The sequence below is a fragment of the Tepidibacter sp. Z1-5 genome, assembly GCF_037844525.1.
In the GTDB taxonomy this organism is placed as follows: domain Bacteria; phylum Bacillota; class Clostridia; order Peptostreptococcales; family Peptostreptococcaceae; genus Tepidibacter_A.
The window spans coordinates 78,301-94,770 of the sequence record NZ_JBBMMD010000046.1; the positions used below are offsets into that span (position 1 = coordinate 78,301).

Annotated in this window: 17 protein-coding genes and 1 riboswitch; of the genes, 5 read left to right on the forward strand and 12 right to left on the reverse strand. The window is 28.1% G+C overall.

All coding sequences use genetic code 11. From position 1 onward, the window contains the following. The first annotated feature begins 138 nt into the window (after positions 1-138). Complete coding sequence (locus WJW32_RS11420; protein ID WP_340258405.1) at positions 139-432, forward strand: hypothetical protein; 294 nt, start codon at positions 139-141, stop codon at positions 430-432. Positions 433-471: 39 nt separating this feature from the next. On the opposite strand, the gene WJW32_RS11425 is transcribed toward WJW32_RS11420, so the two are convergent. Then, a complete protein-coding gene (locus WJW32_RS11425) occupies positions 472-921 on the reverse strand; it encodes a GNAT family N-acetyltransferase (protein WP_340258407.1) in 450 nt (149 codons plus the stop codon). A 163-nt stretch (positions 922-1,084) separates the two neighbouring features. On the opposite strand from WJW32_RS11425, the gene WJW32_RS11430 reads away from it, so the two are divergent. Then, complete coding sequence (locus WJW32_RS11430) at positions 1,085-1,933, forward strand: patatin-like phospholipase family protein (protein ID WP_340258409.1); 849 nt, start codon at positions 1,085-1,087, stop codon at positions 1,931-1,933. Positions 1,934-2,090: 157 nt separating this feature from the next. Here the strand turns inward: WJW32_RS11430 and WJW32_RS11435 are convergent, their stop codons facing one another. Beyond that, on the reverse strand, positions 2,091-2,627 hold the full coding sequence (locus tag WJW32_RS11435; RefSeq protein WP_340258411.1) for a TDE2712 family protein: 537 nt from the start codon (positions 2,625-2,627) through the stop codon (positions 2,091-2,093). Positions 2,628-2,773: 146 nt separating this feature from the next. On the opposite strand from WJW32_RS11435, the gene WJW32_RS11440 reads away from it, so the two are divergent. Next, on the forward strand, positions 2,774-3,838 hold the full coding sequence (locus WJW32_RS11440) for a reductive dehalogenase domain-containing protein (RefSeq protein WP_340258413.1): 1,065 nt from the start codon (positions 2,774-2,776) through the stop codon (positions 3,836-3,838). Positions 3,839-3,924: 86 nt separating this feature from the next. Here the strand turns inward: WJW32_RS11440 and WJW32_RS11445 are convergent, their stop codons facing one another. The 3 genes from WJW32_RS11445 to pflB all read right to left on the reverse strand — a co-directional run bounded on the left by WJW32_RS11445 (position 3,925) and on the right by pflB (position 8,002). Further along, positions 3,925-4,344 carry an EamA family transporter gene (locus WJW32_RS11445; protein ID WP_340258415.1) on the reverse strand — a complete coding sequence of 140 codons (420 nt, stop codon included), beginning with the start codon at positions 4,342-4,344 and terminating at the stop codon, positions 3,925-3,927. 547 nt (positions 4,345-4,891) lie between these two features. Further along, positions 4,892-5,485 carry an S-layer homology domain-containing protein gene (locus WJW32_RS11450; protein WP_340258417.1) on the reverse strand — a complete coding sequence of 198 codons (594 nt, stop codon included), beginning with the start codon at positions 5,483-5,485 and terminating at the stop codon, positions 4,892-4,894. Positions 5,486-5,767: 282 nt separating this feature from the next. Further along, on the reverse strand, positions 5,768-8,002 hold the full coding sequence (gene pflB, locus WJW32_RS11455) for a formate C-acetyltransferase (RefSeq protein WP_340258419.1): 2,235 nt from the start codon (positions 8,000-8,002) through the stop codon (positions 5,768-5,770). A 62-nt stretch (positions 8,003-8,064) separates the two neighbouring features. Continuing rightward, positions 8,065-8,153, reverse strand: a riboswitch (ZMP/ZTP riboswitch). A 344-nt stretch (positions 8,154-8,497) separates the two neighbouring features. On the opposite strand from pflB, the gene WJW32_RS11460 reads away from it, so the two are divergent. Then, positions 8,498-9,754 carry a hypothetical protein gene (locus tag WJW32_RS11460; RefSeq protein WP_340258420.1) on the forward strand — a complete coding sequence of 419 codons (1,257 nt, stop codon included), beginning with the start codon at positions 8,498-8,500 and terminating at the stop codon, positions 9,752-9,754. A 42-nt stretch (positions 9,755-9,796) separates the two neighbouring features. On the opposite strand, the gene WJW32_RS11465 is transcribed toward WJW32_RS11460, so the two are convergent. Next, positions 9,797-10,045 (reverse strand): hypothetical protein, encoded by a 249-nt coding sequence (locus WJW32_RS11465; RefSeq protein WP_340258422.1) that lies wholly within the window; start codon positions 10,043-10,045, stop codon positions 9,797-9,799. A gap of 90 nt (positions 10,046-10,135) precedes the next feature. Then, entirely contained in the window at positions 10,136-12,001 is a 1,866-nt protein-coding gene (locus WJW32_RS11470; protein ID WP_340258423.1) for an ATP-binding response regulator, read from the reverse strand. A 250-nt stretch (positions 12,002-12,251) separates the two neighbouring features. Here WJW32_RS11470 and WJW32_RS11475 point away from each other — a divergent pair, with 250 nt between their 5' ends. Beyond that, positions 12,252-12,836: an ABC transporter ATP-binding protein gene (locus WJW32_RS11475; RefSeq protein WP_340258425.1), complete on the forward strand. Its 585-nt coding sequence runs from the start codon at positions 12,252-12,254 to the stop codon at positions 12,834-12,836. 389 nt (positions 12,837-13,225) lie between these two features. On the opposite strand, the gene WJW32_RS11480 is transcribed toward WJW32_RS11475, so the two are convergent. The 5 genes from WJW32_RS11480 to WJW32_RS11500 all read right to left on the reverse strand — a co-directional run bounded on the left by WJW32_RS11480 (position 13,226) and on the right by WJW32_RS11500 (position 16,296). Then, a complete protein-coding gene (locus WJW32_RS11480; RefSeq protein ID WP_340258427.1) occupies positions 13,226-13,588 on the reverse strand; it encodes a hypothetical protein in 363 nt (120 codons plus the stop codon). A 281-nt stretch (positions 13,589-13,869) separates the two neighbouring features. Then, entirely contained in the window at positions 13,870-14,004 is a 135-nt protein-coding gene (locus tag WJW32_RS11485) for a hypothetical protein (RefSeq protein WP_340258429.1), read from the reverse strand. Between the two features lie 161 nt (positions 14,005-14,165). Beyond that, positions 14,166-14,915, reverse strand: coding sequence for a flagellin (locus WJW32_RS11490; RefSeq protein WP_340258431.1), 750 nt, complete (start codon positions 14,913-14,915; stop codon positions 14,166-14,168). A gap of 171 nt (positions 14,916-15,086) precedes the next feature. Then, entirely contained in the window at positions 15,087-15,224 is a 138-nt protein-coding gene (locus tag WJW32_RS11495; RefSeq protein ID WP_340258433.1) for a hypothetical protein, read from the reverse strand. 220 nt (positions 15,225-15,444) lie between these two features. After that, a complete protein-coding gene (locus WJW32_RS11500) occupies positions 15,445-16,296 on the reverse strand; it encodes an Rpn family recombination-promoting nuclease/putative transposase (protein WP_340258435.1) in 852 nt (283 codons plus the stop codon). Positions 16,297-16,470: the final 174 nt, after the last annotated feature.

Consider the following 16,470-nt stretch of genomic DNA (forward strand, 5'->3'; position numbering starts at 1 on the left):
AACTATATTTAATATGTTATATTTTAACAATCAAAATAGTTTTATATTTTACTCGATTTAGTTTACATTTAATTGTATTTTTGTTATATTTAACATGATAGATATTTAACTTTAATATATAAGAAAGAAGGAAATAATATGGGATTATTCGAAAAAAAGAAGCTCTACAGAGTAGAGATAATAAAGAGATGTTACCCTAATATTATACTTAACGGCTATAATACTCCTATGCCTTCTCTTGATACTATTTCAGAAAAAGGTAATATTTTTCAAATACCTCCAGGTATTAAAGGATGGGTCATAGAAAAATTCGGTAAGAAATACTTTAGACCTGATGAGGATCAAGAAGGGATAGAACTCTTCACAATTCCCCACCAACCTATAGCTTTAATAGATTACAAATATATAAAAGGAAATTATAAAATAATATAATTTTTTTATAAACTAAAAACCCGCTGTCTAACAGCGGGACTATAATTCCTTACTATAAAGCATCTCTACATGTTCAATTCCATCTTCCAAATAAACATCAGATACTTCTTTAAATCCAAAACTCTTGTAAAAATCTACTAAATACATCTGTGCAGATATTCTTATAGATTGTTCATTTAATTTTCTCTCTATAAAATTAATGGCTATTAACATCATTTCTCTAGCTAAACCTTTTTTTCTTCTATCTTTCGCTACTAAAACTCTTCCTATAGATACCTCATCATAAGATATTCCTCTGAGTATTATTCTTAAATAACTCAATATTTCTCCATTGTCTTCTAGAAACAAATGATATGACTTTTCATCTTTTCCATCGCAATCTTGGTAAAGACATTGTTGTTCCAAGACAAAAACTTCACTTCTAACTTGTAAAATCTTATATAACTCTTCTATCTTCAATTCTTCGAATTTTTTCAATACCCAAATCATAAATTATCCTCCTCAATAATGCATAAACTATTTCTTTAGTTAAATATTAGCAAACATATGTTTTTTATTCAATAGAACTAAATATCCATTTTTAAATTCATTATATTTTTTATCAAAAAGTAAATAATATGTATATGATATATTAACAAAAGAAGGTGACGTTATGGAAAATATCGGTTTAATACTGCCAGGAGGAGGAATGAGAGGTGTTTATACCTCAGGTGTTATAGATTATTTTATAGAAAAAAATTTAAGATTTCCCTATACTATAGGTGTATCTTCTGGAGCTTGTAATGGTTCTGCTTATATATCTAATCAACACGGATTCGGAAAAATACTTTATACTAAGTATTTAAACGATAAAAGATATATAAATTTAAGAAATTTGTTTAGACAGAATAAAGCAGTTCTTGGAATGGATTTTATATTCGATGAAATTCCAAACAAACTGGAACTTTTTGATTTTGATTCTTTTAATAAAGCTCCAGAAAAATTAATTATAACTGCTACTAATTGTATAAATGGTGAATCTGTATATATAGATAGGCACAATTGTGATGATTTATTAAAAGCTATAAGAGCTTCTTGTAGCTTACCTTTTGTCAGTCCTATTGTAGAATATTGTAACATGCAGCTTTTAGATGGAGGTCTTTCCGATCCAATACCTATAAAAAAATCTCAAAATGATGGAAACAGTAAAAATATAGTAGTTCTTACAAGTGAAGAATCAACTAAAAAACCTAGATATATCAAAAGACTTGCTAAAAAGGTTTATACAGACAACAATACTTTAATACAAGCTATAGATACTTGCTACGATATATACAACGATTCATTAAAGTATGTTAACGAACAACAAAAGAATGATACAGCTTTTGTTATATCCCCAAGCCAACCTATAAAATTAAACACACTCGATAAGAATCATAAAAATATAAACAATTTATACGAGCTTGGATACAAAGACGCCTCAAGCTCATATAACAATATGATAAACTACATTAAAAACTAAAATTAGCTTCATGCTATCGCATGGCTCATGTCTCCAACGAGTCCTACGGGCTCCGTTGCTCAAAATAGTTGATACTGTAGCTCTTTTATCAAGTTATCTATAATTTGATAATTATATAATTTCTACTTAATACTAAAGGGGACTATAAATGTAGCCCCTATTTTACTATTTCTATAAGCTTATCCTTTATAAACTCCTTTATATCCATATCTTCTATTGTAACTTTAGTTTCATCAAATAAATCAGGCTTTACTCTGAAGAAATTTACTATAAGCTTGTTACCCTCTATCTTACATACCTCATGATTCCAAGGTACAAATACAACCTCAAGTTCTTCATAATCAGAATTATTATTTTCATTTAACTCATCTACTATAGAATCTAAGTTTAGAACCTTAACAGGAGTTACCATCATATTAGTATACTCTAAATCCTCCATCATCCACATATTATTGTTCCAAAACTTTCTAGATTTTTTACTTTCGCTATTTAAAAGTTCTCTATTTGATATAGCACTTAAAACCGTTCTAACCGATTTATCATCAAATTCACTATCGTATATAAGATTCATATCATCATACTGTGATATATCATTTATATAAATTTCCCCAACCTTCTCTTTTTCACTTGTAGCCTGCCAAAAATAAATCATACTCTCTATAACATCTAATTTAACCTTTATTGTTTTAATCACATTAAAGCCCCCTTAGTTTGAATTTTCTGTATTTTGATTATATTACATATACTGACCTTGTACCATAGATTATTAGTAATAATATGTAATTATATAGTATACTTAAGTTACTTAACTTTATTCTTTCAAAAAGGGGGACAACTTTTATGAAAAGAGTTGATGAAAGAGATACAATGTTTGCAAGAGCAAATTATCAAAAAGGGTCATATGCTTATGACGATTATTACACAAAAAATCCAGATAAAAAATCTATTGATGATAGTATACGAAGTAGACCTAACCTCTGTGAAGAAGGAAGTATGACTTATAACGAGCTCAATAGTGCTATTCCAGAAGCTTCATTTCAATTTTTAGGAGATATAATTCACTTATGTGAAGGTAATATAAACCCAGAAAAAATTGTATGTAGTAAAAAAGTAATAACAAAAAGAATAAAAGGGCTTGCTAAAAAATACGGTGCAGATTTGGTTGGAATAACGAAACTTCAAGATTATCATTTCTATACTCACAGAGGAAGACACGAAGAAAACTATGGTGAAAAAATAAATTGCAAGCATAAATACGCAATAGTATTTGCATGCGAAATGGAAAAAGATATGATAAACAGAGGACCTATGATATCTGAAGTTATAGAAACATCAAAGTGTTATGTTGATACAGCTATAGTAGGTATGATACTGAGCTATTATATAAGAAATTTAGGATACGACGCTCGTAATCATATGGATTCAAACTATTTATTAATGCCCGCTTTAGTTGCCAAAGATGCAGGCCTTGGTGAAATAGGAAGAAATACAATACTAACAACAAAAGAATATGGATCTAGAGTAAGACTTGGAGTCGTAAGCACAGACTTAGAACTTGAAATAGACGAACCTATATCATTTGGACTTGAATACTTTTGCAAGTTATGCAAAAACTGCGCCTTTACATGTCCATCTCAATCTCTATCTAATGATACTGAAAAAATTAGTGATAATAAATTAAACTGGATTATAAACCAAGAAACCTGCTACGTAAAATGGAGATATGTAGGAACCGACTGCGGTATGTGTATAGCAAGCTGTCCTTTTAGCCAAGAATTGGAATCCATCCAAAACATAGATACATTTGAAAATAATGAAAAATTAATAGGAGAAATACTAGGGGAATTTAGAAAAAAATACGGAAAAAGACCATTTGTTCCTGGAAATCCAGATTGGTTGCGATAATTTCCTTCTCATTATAAAAAATGAAGCTTATTGAATTCAATAAGCTTCATTTTTTACTCAATCATATTAAGTGTATTGTTTTAAAATCACTTTTTATTCATAAGAATAAGACCCAACACACTTATACATATGCCTAATACATTAATCATTGATAATCTAGTTTTAAAAAAACATATTCCTATAAATATCAGTATAATAGCTGTTATAATATTTACAAATAAAGGTGCTACATTTATACTCCATCCATTTCTATAAGCCAGTAAAAAGCCTATCTCTACCCCAAATATTGCAATCCCTAGTGTATAACTAGCCCAATTTAATTTTTTAAATTCTAACATAATATCTTTGTTTTGAAAAATAAATATGGATAATATAGATGCTATAAGTGCAACCGAATAAGTTCCTATCATAGACACTGCTGGATTTACACTTTCATTTATATATTTGCAACACATGTGATATAAGACACTAGTAGTTATAACTAGTATAATTGAAAAATAATACATTAGTTAATTTCCTTTCTAAGTAAAATCTTATTTTATAATATATGTTATTTCTTCAAATACACGCTCTGTAATACTAATCTATAATCATCTAAAATAGATTTATGAACAACATCAAATCCAAATAATAACGTAGCAATTGTATTTATACATTTTTTCATAGTTCATCTCTCCCCTATCATTATGTCCAATAATTATACCCTATCTTAATTTACTTTGTTAGATTAAAAACTATTTGACTATTTATTACACCTAAATTATTTGTAATATTATTCATGGATGATTTCCATTTATTATAACATATTTTTCATATTATTATATATTTTAGTATCAAGTCAAAAAAACCGATGGATTAATCCTCGGTTTTAATAATTTATATAATTATTTCATTTTTATCCGAAAGCTAAACTAAAAATTCAGTTGGAGTAAAAACTCCATCTGAATTAAGTTTCGCTTTATAACTCTAACTTTTTTTCGCTTTCTACTATCATTTCGATGCTAGCATTCTTAGTTATGTTATATAATATTTTCTCATCTTGTTCTTTATAGATTATTTAACTAATTTAGCATTTAAAGTGTTGTCTACTAATAAAGCTACAGCTCCTCTATCAGCTTTTCCTGTTGCACTTGCAAACTTAACATCAGCAGTTATCTTTACGTCAGCAGCTTTTGCTACGTAGTTTTCTGGCCAACTTCCTTTTAATAACTCATCTTTGTATCCTAATGCTCTAACTAACATTGTTATAGCTTCTGCATAAGATACTTCTGTTTCTGGTTTGAAAGTTCCATCTGGATATCCTTTGATTAGTCCCTGTCCTACAGCTACGTTTATGTATCCTGAAGACCATCTTGATGATTCAACATCATTAAAGTTAGTAGTTCCATTAGCTGCTGTATTTCCAAGTCCTAAAGCTTCAACTAATATTTTAGCAAATTGCTCTCTTGTAACTTTCATTTCTTCATGGTATTTCCCATCATCCATACCATTTACTATTCCCAAAGTTGATAATCTTTCTACAGCAGCTACTATTTTTTTATCTGTATTTTGTCCCATTTCTGGCATTGCTGCATATGACGTTCCAATTAATCCCAATACAACTACTCCCGCTAATACTAAAGATCGAATTTTTTTAGTTTTTTTCATTATGTACTCCTCCTCAAACTTAAATATCAATTACTATTTCAAGTTATTTTTTATTATAACATTAGCATACTTTTACGTATATACTTTAGTTAAATACTTGAAATAGAAAACAAATACTGTAAATCATCAATGCTAATTTTTGTATATAATTTATCCATTAATCAACAATCCTTTTTATATTATTTTAATATCTGATTAAGCATATTCACTTATTCTACTAAATTTATTTTTTATTTAAATTTTATAGCCGAGAGAATGTTTTTTCTCTCGGCTATATTTAAATTACATATTCTCATGGAAAGTTCTGTTTATAACGTCTAATTGCTGTTCTCTAGTTAATTTTATAAAGTTAACTGCATAACCAGATACACGGATTGTAAGCTGAGGATACTTTTCTGGATGATCCATAGCATCAAGTAGTGTTTCTTTATCAAATACGTTAATATTTATGTGATGTCCTGATTGAATGAAATATCCATCAAGTAAATATGATAAGTTATTTATTCTCTCTTCCTCCGTTTTTCCTATTGCTTTAGGAACAACAGTAAATGTGTAAGAAATACCATCTTGAGAATGCTCATATGGAAGTTTAGCAACCGAAGATATAGAAGCTAAGCATCCTTTTGTATCTCTTCCATGCATTGGATTTGCACCTGGTGCAAATGGTTGTCCAGCTTTTCTTCCATCTGGAGTACTTCCCGTTTTCTTACCATAAACTACGTTTGAAGTTATAGTTAATATTGATTGAGTAGGTAAAGAATTCCTATAAGTCTTATTTTTTCTTATCTTGTTCATGAATCTTTCTACTAAATCATTAGCTATTAAATCAACTGTATCATCGTTATTTCCAAATTTAGGAAATTCACCTTCAATTTCAAAATCAACAGCCATATCATTTTTATCTCTTATAACCTTAACTTTTGCATATTTTATAGCTGATAAAGAGTCAGCACATACAGAAAGTCCCGCTATACCACACGCCATAGTTCTAAATACATCTCTATCATGTAAAGCCATTTGAGCTTTTTCATATGAATACTTATCATGCATATAGTGAATTATATTTAATGTATTTATATATAAATTAGCAAGCCAATCTAAAAACATATCGAATTTTTCCATAACTTCATCGTACTCAAGATATTCAGAAGTTATAGGAGCAAATTTAGGCCCAACTTGAATTCCTTTTTTCTCATCTTTGCCACCATTTATACTATATAAAAGTGCCTTAGCAAGGTTACATCTAGCTCCAAAGAACTGCATTTGTTCACCTATTTTCATTGCAGAAACACAACAAGCTATTCCGTAATCATCTCCCCAATAAGGTCTCATTAAATCATCATTTTCATATTGGATAGAGCTTGTATCTATAGAAACCTTAGCGCAGAATTTTTTGAAGTTTTGTGGAAGATTTTTAGACCAAAGTACAGTTAAGTTTGGCTCTGGACCAGCGCCTAAAGTATATAAAGTATTTAACATTCTAAATGAATTTTTAGTGACAAGTGTCCTTCCATCAATTCCCATACCACCGATTACTTCTGTTACCCAAGTTGGATCTCCAGAGAATAGTTCATTATATTCAGGAGTTCTTAAGAACCTAACCATTCTAAGCTTCATAATAAAGTGATCTATTATTTCTTGAGCTTCTTTTTCAGTTAAAACTCTATTTTTAATATCTCTTTCAAAATAAACATCTAAAAAAGTAGATACTCTACCTAGACTCATTGCAGCTCCGTTTTGATCTTTAACTGCTGCAAGGTAACCAAAGTATGTCCATTGCACAGCTTCTTTAGCATTTTGAGCAGGTCTGCTTATATCAAAATTATATTCTTTAGCCATTTTAATCATTTCTTTTAAAGCTTTTATTTGCTCAGATATTTCTTCTCTTAATCTTATAGTATCTTCATCCATTGACATAATATTTAAAGATTGTTTTTGATTTTCTTTATCTTCTATTAATCTATCTATACCATAAAGAGCTACTCTTCTGTAGTCCCCTATTATTCTACCTCTGCCGTAAGCATCTGGAAGACCAGTTATTATACCTGCACTTCTAGCTGCTTTCATTTCTGGAGTATAAGCATCGAATACTCCGTCGTTATGAGTTTTTCTATATTTAGTGAAAACTTCTTTGATAGAAGGATCTAGTTCATATCCATAAGCTTTACATGAATTTTCAACCATTCTTATTCCACCAAAAGGCATTACAGCTCTTTTAAGTGGAGCATCCGTTTGAAGTCCAACAATCATTTCTAAATCTTTATCTATATATCCTGCTTTATGAGAATTTACAGTCGAAACAGTTTTAGTATCAACATCAAGAGTTCCACCTTTTTCAATCTCTTGTTTTATTAAATTTGAAACCTTATCCCATAATTTTTTAGTTCTATCTGTAGCTTCAATTAAAAATGTTTCATCACCATCATAAGGATTGTAATTTTTTTGAATAAAATCTCTTACATTAATTTTTTTAGTCCAAATTCCTTCATTAAACTCTTTCCATTCTTTTCTTAACATAAAAAATACCTCCTTGACATTAGTTACTTGCCCAGAGGTAAACAAAAAAGACCGCCTGGACATAGTAGTGCCCAGGCGGTCGGCTTATTTAATTCAAAACCACACTCCCTCGTAGTTAATTCTACGCAATCCGCCAGTCATGTGATCTTTTTAATTTTTAATATATTTTTATCTTATCATTATGTCGATTCAACGTCAATATACAAAAAATAAAATAAAACTGGAATATTAGTTACATTTCTTCATCCTTTCTTTAGTTTTATACCTATTATTGTAAATTTTTCATTTTATTTCTATATGAATAGTGTTATTATAAAAGCATACGAGAAAAATAGTATTTCTGTATTTTTATATCGCATATTTTTGTTAATATTATAGCACGCAGTTAAACAAAATCATCAGGAGGTGTAATTTATAGTTTTCTAATGGTAAATATAATGAGAATTGACGATATAGATAAAAATATTTGCTTAAACGCCAGGAGGAGGAAAACGTATGCCACAAGAACTTAAAATAAAAAAACACGATGTTTCATCTAAAGTAGCACCAAGTAAAGGTATACTTATATTTTTTTTAATTGCTATAATTTCTATCGGTCTTGCTTTTATTCCTGCATTAAATAACAATGTTGCAACTGGTATAGCTAATGTTAATGCTAGCAGTAGTCATACATATAATTCTTCAACAGAATATGGAACAATCCTCAATATATTAAACTATGGACAATCTATCCATATTCTTGCAATGTTATTAGTTGGTTTTGGATTTTTAATGGTTTTTATAAGAAAACACGGTTTCAGTTCTATTACAGCTACATTTTTGGCTGTTAGTATTGCAATCCCCTTGTATATGTTAATTAAAAGTTTTGGTGGTGAACATTTTGCAATGTCAACTATCGATATTAAAACTTTCTTATTTGCTGAATTCGCTGCTGCTAGTCTTTTAATCGCTATTGGTGCTCCACTCGGTCGCCTCAAAATGGATCAATATTTATTAATGGGCTTACTATTTATACCTGCATATATATTTAATGAGTGGTTAATTCTTGAAAGTGGTTATTTTCACGGATTTCTTGACACAGGTGGTTCAGTAGTTATACATGCATTCGGTGCATATTTCGGACTAGGCGTAGTCAGCAATACAATCTATAAATTTAAAAATGAACCCACTTGCGAAAGTGATTCTATAAGCAATCAATTCTGCCTTTTAGGAAGTATGATTCTTTGGATATTTTGGCCATCATTTACAAGTGCAATTGTTGCACCTGAACGAGTTGTTCTTACTGTAATTAACACAGTCTTTGCACTTTGTGGTGCAACTTTATCAACTTATATTTTTTCAAGAATTATTCGTGGTAAAATAGAAATTGAAGATATTGCAAATGCTGCTTTAGCTGGTGGTGTAGCCATTGGTTCATTATGCGATACTACTACCCCAGGTTATTCAATGTTAATAGGAATTGCCGCAGGAGCACTTAGTACAATTGGATACAGCATACTTGCTCCAAAAACAGAAAAACTAATCAAAGGTACAGACAGCTGTGGAATCAACAACTTACATGGAATGCCAGGTATCTTAGGTGGTCTTAGTGCAATCTTTGTTACTGGAAATACAGCTATTCAATTAGGAGGAATTATAACTACAGTTATAGTTGCTTTTGTTACTGGTAAAATTACCGGTTCAATACTTCCGTTAATTGGTAAAAAAGAAGTTATTTATAGCGATGAAGATGAATTTATAACAAATCACTAAAAATACCTTATATTAAAAAACGCGAGCAAGATTATACTTCTCTTACTCGCGTTTTTTTAGTTTATCAAGATAACTCATTCTTTCATAATATACTTTTCTAAGCTTTTTTACATGTGAATTAAACATACCACTTTTTATATAAATTTCTAGAGCACCTTGTGAAAGTATAGATGTATTTAAATCATTCCACCTCTTATATTCTTGAAAAGTTTTTAATAGTACGCTAGGAAGAACAACTGCTGAAATTCTTAATTGCGGAAGTATAATTTTAGAATAGCTTTTTAAGTACACTACCCTAGATAAACAATCTAGGGCATATATTGAGGCCACTGAAAAAGGAAGAAAAGAACGTACTAAAGTAAAATGAAAATTTGTAAACTATTATTCATATATATCTGAAAACTCAATATGAATTTTTTCTACATTAGTTTGTTTGGGAAAATCATCTACTATATGAATATTCTCTTCTTCAGGAATAATTTTAATAGGTAATTCAATAATAAACTCTGTTCCCTTTCCATATTCACTTTTAACAGAAATTTTACCATCATGCATTTCAATTAAAGATTTGATAAGAGATAAACCTATTCCACTTCCCTCATGGCTTCTACGTAACAGATGATCGACTTGCCTAAATCTTTCAAAAATCATTTTTTGTTTTTCTTTTTGAATACCTATCCCCGTATCTTTTACAGAAATTATAACATTCTCTACTCCAACATAAATTTTAACTTCTATTTTATCATTAGGTTTTGTAAATTTAATAGAATTAGAAATAAGATTTAGAATAATTCTCTCCATTTTATATGGGTCAAAAGCTATAATTTTTTCTTCTACATTTGTATCAAATATAATTGTTCTTGACTTACTTTTTACATATTCAGCAGTAGATAAAGTTATATTTTCAACAACTTCTACAATATTTTCATTTTGTAAATTCAATTCTTCAAATCCAGAATCTATTTTAGTAATATCAATTAAGTTATTAATTAATCTTAATAGTCTATAACAATTTTGCTTCATTATATTTATGTGGTTATTAATTTTTGTAGCTTCAAAATCTTCATTATCATTTTTAATATATAAAGATAATAATTGTGTTGTAGAAAAAATTATATTTAGTGGTGTTTTTAACTCATGAGATATATTAGAGAAAAATTCAATCTTTAGCCTATCATATTCAATTGTTTCTTCTAATAATCTTTTATTTTCTTTTATCAATGTATTAAAACTTGTTGCAAGTATACCTATTTCATCTTTACTATTTATATCACACTGAACCGTTAAATCGCCTCTAGTAGCTATTTCCATATGTTTTTTTAGCTTATTAATTGGTTTAACTAAGGTATCAGTAAGATAATTTAATAATATTAGAATTAACACGATAATAATAATTGCCATTAATAACATATGATTTCTTAATATTAATATACTCTTAGTCTGCTCATTGTAATTAGCACTCATTCCGATAGACCATCCTGTCGATTTTATAGGCATATAAGAAACTATTTTTTTGATACCATCATGTTCATAATATTTTATTCCGACTTCCCCATTTATCATTTTTTTACCCAAGTCAATTACAGATTTATTTTTATCATTTAATATATTACATTTATAGATTAAATTCTTGTTTGGATGAGTCATTAATAAACCATCTTTGTTAATCATATATGCATAACCACTAGTTCCTAGTTTTTCATCATTAATCATATCTGTAATAACAGATAAATTTACATCTACCCCAACCAAACCCATAATGTTTCCATTATCATCTTTAATAGGTGAGGCAACAACAATAATATAGGTTCCAGTAGATTTTGATATTATAGGTTTTGAAATAGTTGTATTTCCACTATTCATAACTTCATGGAAATAATCTCTATCTGTAATATTACATTCGACCCCATCAGTAGATAAATAATTACCTTTTGTATCAGCAATAAAAAAAAGTTCGTATTTTTTAGAATTTAATTCTTTATTATTATAAATATATTCTTTAAATCCTTCATAGTCCCTATTTTTTGATATATCCATTGAAGAAAGCATATTAGCTGTTGACTTCCATTTTTCTAGGTTATCTTCAACATGAATTACTAGCTTTTCAGTTTTATTTTGAGCTAACATTTCAACATAATTAATCATTATATGTTTTGATTTATTATATAGGACAAAAGATAATATTAAAGTCCCTATTATAGATAATAAAAATACAGGTATCATTATTTTTTTCTTTAGACTTTTCATGTGCTTGTTCCTTTCTTTGACATACAAAGTATATTATTTGCATTTTTTCCTGTATATTGAATTATTTTCCTAGATAGTAAATTAGACATAAAACACGAAAATCCTTTGTTGATATACAAAAACGAAAGACTTTGAATAAAATCTATTAGTTCTGATTTTTAATCAATGTATATCCTGAATAGGTACAAAATTTCTCTTATTTTAATACTATAAATTATACTAAGTGATTTTTCATCTTGGGGGTGAATACGTGAAACCTATTGTTCAAATAAACAATCTTTCTATGAATTACTATACTTTAGAAGGAGAACTTGAAGTTTTAAAAGATATTAATTTAACTTTGGAAGAGGGTGAAATTCTAGCACTAGTTGGTCCATCTGGTTGTGGTAAATCTACAATTATGAATATATTGTCAAGCCTTATAACTCCTACCAAAGGAGAAGTCATCATGAATGGTAAGATAGGATATATGTTTCAAAGAGATCATCTACTCGAATGGCGAACTATAATTGACAATATAAAAATAGGATTAGAAATACAAAAAAAATTAAATAACGAAGCTTTAAAAAAGGTCGAAAGACTACTTAAACTTTACGGAATTTGGGAATTCAGAAACAACTATCCAAAAGAGCTTTCAGGTGGTATGAGACAAAGAGTTGCCTTAATTAGAACACTAGCTGTTAATCCAGATATACTTCTCTTAGACGAACCTTTTTCAGCACTTGATTATCAAACTAGACTTTTGGTTTGTAATGATATAGCTCAGATAATAAAGAATGAGAATAAGACTACTATAATGGTTACACATGATATAGCAGAAGCTATATCCACTTAATGGCAAAGTAAATTCTGTATAAAAAAATAGAGGTTTATCAATAAGATTAACCCCTAAAGTTTTTACTACTATACATATACAATAAATATCTCTTTTCCATCTACTGTTATATTTTCTTTTTTATATTCTTTGCTTTTATTGAAATTATACACAACCATATAGCCTTTGTCTAATCCATGTATATCTAAATAATCAACTAATTACTTTATGCCCTCTTCATGGTATTTTTCCCCACGCCATATTTTTAGCTCTATTATATATTTTTCTTTATTATATGTTATAACTACATCTAACCTTTTTTCTTGACTTACTTGTACTTCCTTAAAGTCAAACCCGACTCCATTTATTATAGGTTTTAGAAATGCTAAAAATAGTAGTCTTCCTTCTCTCTATATAAATTTAGAATCAATAAAGCTGTATTGCTCTTTCATAAACTGCTGAAATTTTTCAATTACTTTATTTAAATTTAGCTTTTCTTTTTCTATAAAGTTATTTTTATAGTTATACATAGACATTTGCTCAGACTTAACCTCTATCTTAGATATTAAATAATCATATATAAACTGCTCATATATCCTATTATCCAACTTAACAATATAATCTTTTTCTGTGAAAATGCCATAAACATATCCTAAATCTATTATTGGGTTTGCTCTATTAAAGCTTATCCTATATCCATCTAAAACTATATTTCTAACCAAGTTATAGAGTTCATTATTATTTTCTAAATTCTTTATCAAATCATCAAACAAAGTATTTTGCTCTCTCAATATATACTTTACTGCTTCTTTGAATAATATATTTTCTTAGATAGAGTATTTGTATCCATTGATAAATTATTTTCTCTACAGTATTCAATGAGCATACTCTCTATTTCTTCTTCATTAAAACTCATATCCAAATTAAAATCAACAGCTATATTCCAAGGACTATTAAGTTTAACTTCCTCATCTGGTCTTAGTCTTAATTTAAGATTTTTTATGTCATATACTCCTGCAAGTATGATACTATGAAATGTATGGTCTTCTCCTTGCTACCTCGGTCTATTTATAACAAAATAATTTCCTTTATCTATTATATTCTCTATATTATCAAGTTTATCTTTTATATCTACCATATAATGCATTGATGGTATACATGTTCCTGTTGTATTAAACACTTTTTTCATATTATCACCACCATTAAAATTAGCTTTTTTCTATAATTATATCATATCTAATATTATTCTAAGCTATATCTTTTAAATGGCTAACTATTTTTGAAAAATTATATATGAATAAGACCAAGATATCAAGGTATAGATATCTTGGTCTTATTCATATATAATTTTTATAATAGTATACTCATATTTTGTTGTAACTGCATACTTGATTGTTTTTGAGAAAAGAATTTATATTGGTCTAAAATCTTATTTCTCTGAAGGTTTATGATTTCTTTTCCAATATCTAAATCAACAATTCTACTATTTGCTTCAGTTTGATTATAAGAAGATATCCTATTATAATTTACTGCATGACTTAGCCTATTATTAGAAGCTCCTAAATCTGACCTTGAGGAAGATACCTTTTCAATTGCGTTATCTAGATCTTCAATGTTAAAATCTTTAGTTACATCAAAATTTTCAATTCCCAAAGCTTCAAGTCCTGTATTTTTAATATGCATTTTCATTCCTGTACCAGAAGAATTTATTGCTGCATTTTTATTTGTAAATGTCCCATCTAATAATTTAATACTATTAAATTCTGTATTCTTTACTGAATCTCCTATAGAAGATTTTAATTGATTAATCTCTTGTTGAAGAATTGCTTTGTCATCATTTGAAAGAATTCCATTAGATGCTTGTACTGCAAGTTCTCTCATTCTTTGGAGGTTTTCATGAATTGAATCTAAAGAGCCTTCTGCTGTATTTAGAAGATTGGACATGTCAAGAGCATTTTCTGTTCCTTGTTCTGTACCTTTAATCTGCATATCTAGTTTTTCGCTAATTGCAAGACCTGCTGGATCATCTGAAGACTGGTTTATCCTTTGCATAGAAGATAACCGCTCATAACTTTGATATGTAATGCTGTCTACCTTCATTTATATTTCCTCCTTTTATTTATAGAATTTTCTGTACTTAATTCAATTATATTCAATAACTATATAGGTGTCTATTATTTTTGATAAAATAGTTCTATACTACTAATTCTAATACTTAATAAATTGTAACTATATTTATGCTACAAGCTATATTCCTTCTTAAATAACAAACTAAGTTTTTAAAATTACTAATTCAGTAGGTCCCTGTTCTTTAACTGATTTATTTATTCCAAAAAACTTTAATCCTTCTTCTATAAATATATCCATAGCTCTTTTCATTATTAAGTCTTCATAATTTTTATGTCTCACATTCACAACTACTTAGTATATATATATATTATACTATAATAAATCATATAGTTCTAACTCATTATGTAAATTATTCGCATTCCATTTTTTGCCTTGACGTATATGTTGCAGAAGCTATATCCCCTTAATGGCAAAGTAATTTTCGTATAAAAATAGAGGTTTATCATTAAGATTAACCCCTATTTTTATAATATTGCACATGAATTTTTTTATTCGTATCTTAATTCTTTAATTTTTTTACTTTTTCTATACTCAATCCTGTTTTCAAAGCTATAGTTTCTATATCTAAAATATCTAAAAGACTTTTAGCTATTTCTATTTTTACTTGCTCTTTACCTTGTTCTATTCCTTCTTCTTTAGCACTGTTTATCATGTTTGCTCTTTCATGCAGTGATTTTTCTCTAGCTTTATATAGTTCAATAGTTTTCTTGTCGCTACTTAGATATTCTAGTCTTTCTTCTGCTCTTTTTATATCTTCATCCATATCCATCAACTCCTTTAAAGTTTCTTCTGATATGTCTTTATTAAAAAATGTTAACCATCTTTGAAGTTTATCGTCTTTTAGATTCTTCTCATCTAATTCATTAAATTTAGGTACTTCAATAAAATGTATTTCCACTAAATCAGTTAACATATAATCTTTCTCTTCATCTTCCCAAAGGTGAAACTTTGAATGAAATTTATTTAATGATAGATATTCAAAATCTAGTATATTTATAGTAATTACTTTGCATAATTTCCTATAATCTTCACCTTTTTTAATCCCTTCGTTAAATAGCCTTCCCCAGTAAAATAAGGTTCTTTTATCCATATTTCTTTGATCTGTAAGCTGAACTTCTATATTTATTTGTGTTCCATCTTCTGTTTTTGCTCTTACATCTAAAATACCTGTTTTATCTTCCATCATTTCTTTTGTTAATTCTTTATTTTCTATTATTTCTAATGATATTAATCTCTCTTTATCTTTTCTATCTAATACTGCATTTAAAAATGCAATCAAATTATCCTTAGCTTCATTTTCTCCAAATAACTTTTTAAATATAAAATCATTTAATGGTTTTAATCTCTCCATCTCATCACTCCTTTCTTTAGTTATATTATATCTTAATTTTTGGTGTATTTTCACTATGTTTTTAAAAATTATATTCGTGAATGACATACTAAATCTTTCTATATATATTTTGTGAATATATGCGAACTTCATATTCCATTTTTTGCCTCATCATAGATGTTGAAGAAGCTATAT

What these genes read in the sequence shown, in the direction of transcription:
- WJW32_RS11420 (WP_340258405.1), top strand. Translation starts at nt 139, where the DNA reads ATGGGATTATTCGAAAAAAAGAAGCTCTACAGAGTAGAGATAATAAAG.
- WJW32_RS11425 (WP_340258407.1), bottom strand. Translation starts at nt 921, where the DNA reads ATGATTTGGGTATTGAAAAAATTCGAAGAATTGAAGATAGAAGAGTTA.
- WJW32_RS11430 (WP_340258409.1), top strand. Translation starts at nt 1,085, where the DNA reads ATGGAAAATATCGGTTTAATACTGCCAGGAGGAGGAATGAGAGGTGTT.
- WJW32_RS11440 (WP_340258413.1), top strand. Translation starts at nt 2,774, where the DNA reads ATGAAAAGAGTTGATGAAAGAGATACAATGTTTGCAAGAGCAAATTAT.
- WJW32_RS11445 (WP_340258415.1), bottom strand. Translation starts at nt 4,344, where the DNA reads ATGTATTATTTTTCAATTATACTAGTTATAACTACTAGTGTCTTATAT.
- WJW32_RS11450 (WP_340258417.1), bottom strand. Translation starts at nt 5,485, where the DNA reads ATGAAAAAAACTAAAAAAATTCGATCTTTAGTATTAGCGGGAGTAGTT.
- pflB (WP_340258419.1), bottom strand. Translation starts at nt 8,002, where the DNA reads ATGTTAAGAAAAGAATGGAAAGAGTTTAATGAAGGAATTTGGACTAAA.
- WJW32_RS11460 (WP_340258420.1), top strand. Translation starts at nt 8,498, where the DNA reads ATGCCACAAGAACTTAAAATAAAAAAACACGATGTTTCATCTAAAGTA.
- WJW32_RS11470 (WP_340258423.1), bottom strand. Translation starts at nt 12,001, where the DNA reads ATGAAAAGTCTAAAGAAAAAAATAATGATACCTGTATTTTTATTATCT.
- WJW32_RS11485 (WP_340258429.1), bottom strand. Translation starts at nt 14,004, where the DNA reads ATGAAAAAAGTGTTTAATACAACAGGAACATGTATACCATCAATGCAT.
- WJW32_RS11490 (WP_340258431.1), bottom strand. Translation starts at nt 14,915, where the DNA reads ATGAAGGTAGACAGCATTACATATCAAAGTTATGAGCGGTTATCTTCT.
- WJW32_RS11500 (WP_340258435.1), bottom strand. Translation starts at nt 16,296, where the DNA reads ATGGAGAGATTAAAACCATTAAATGATTTTATATTTAAAAAGTTATTT.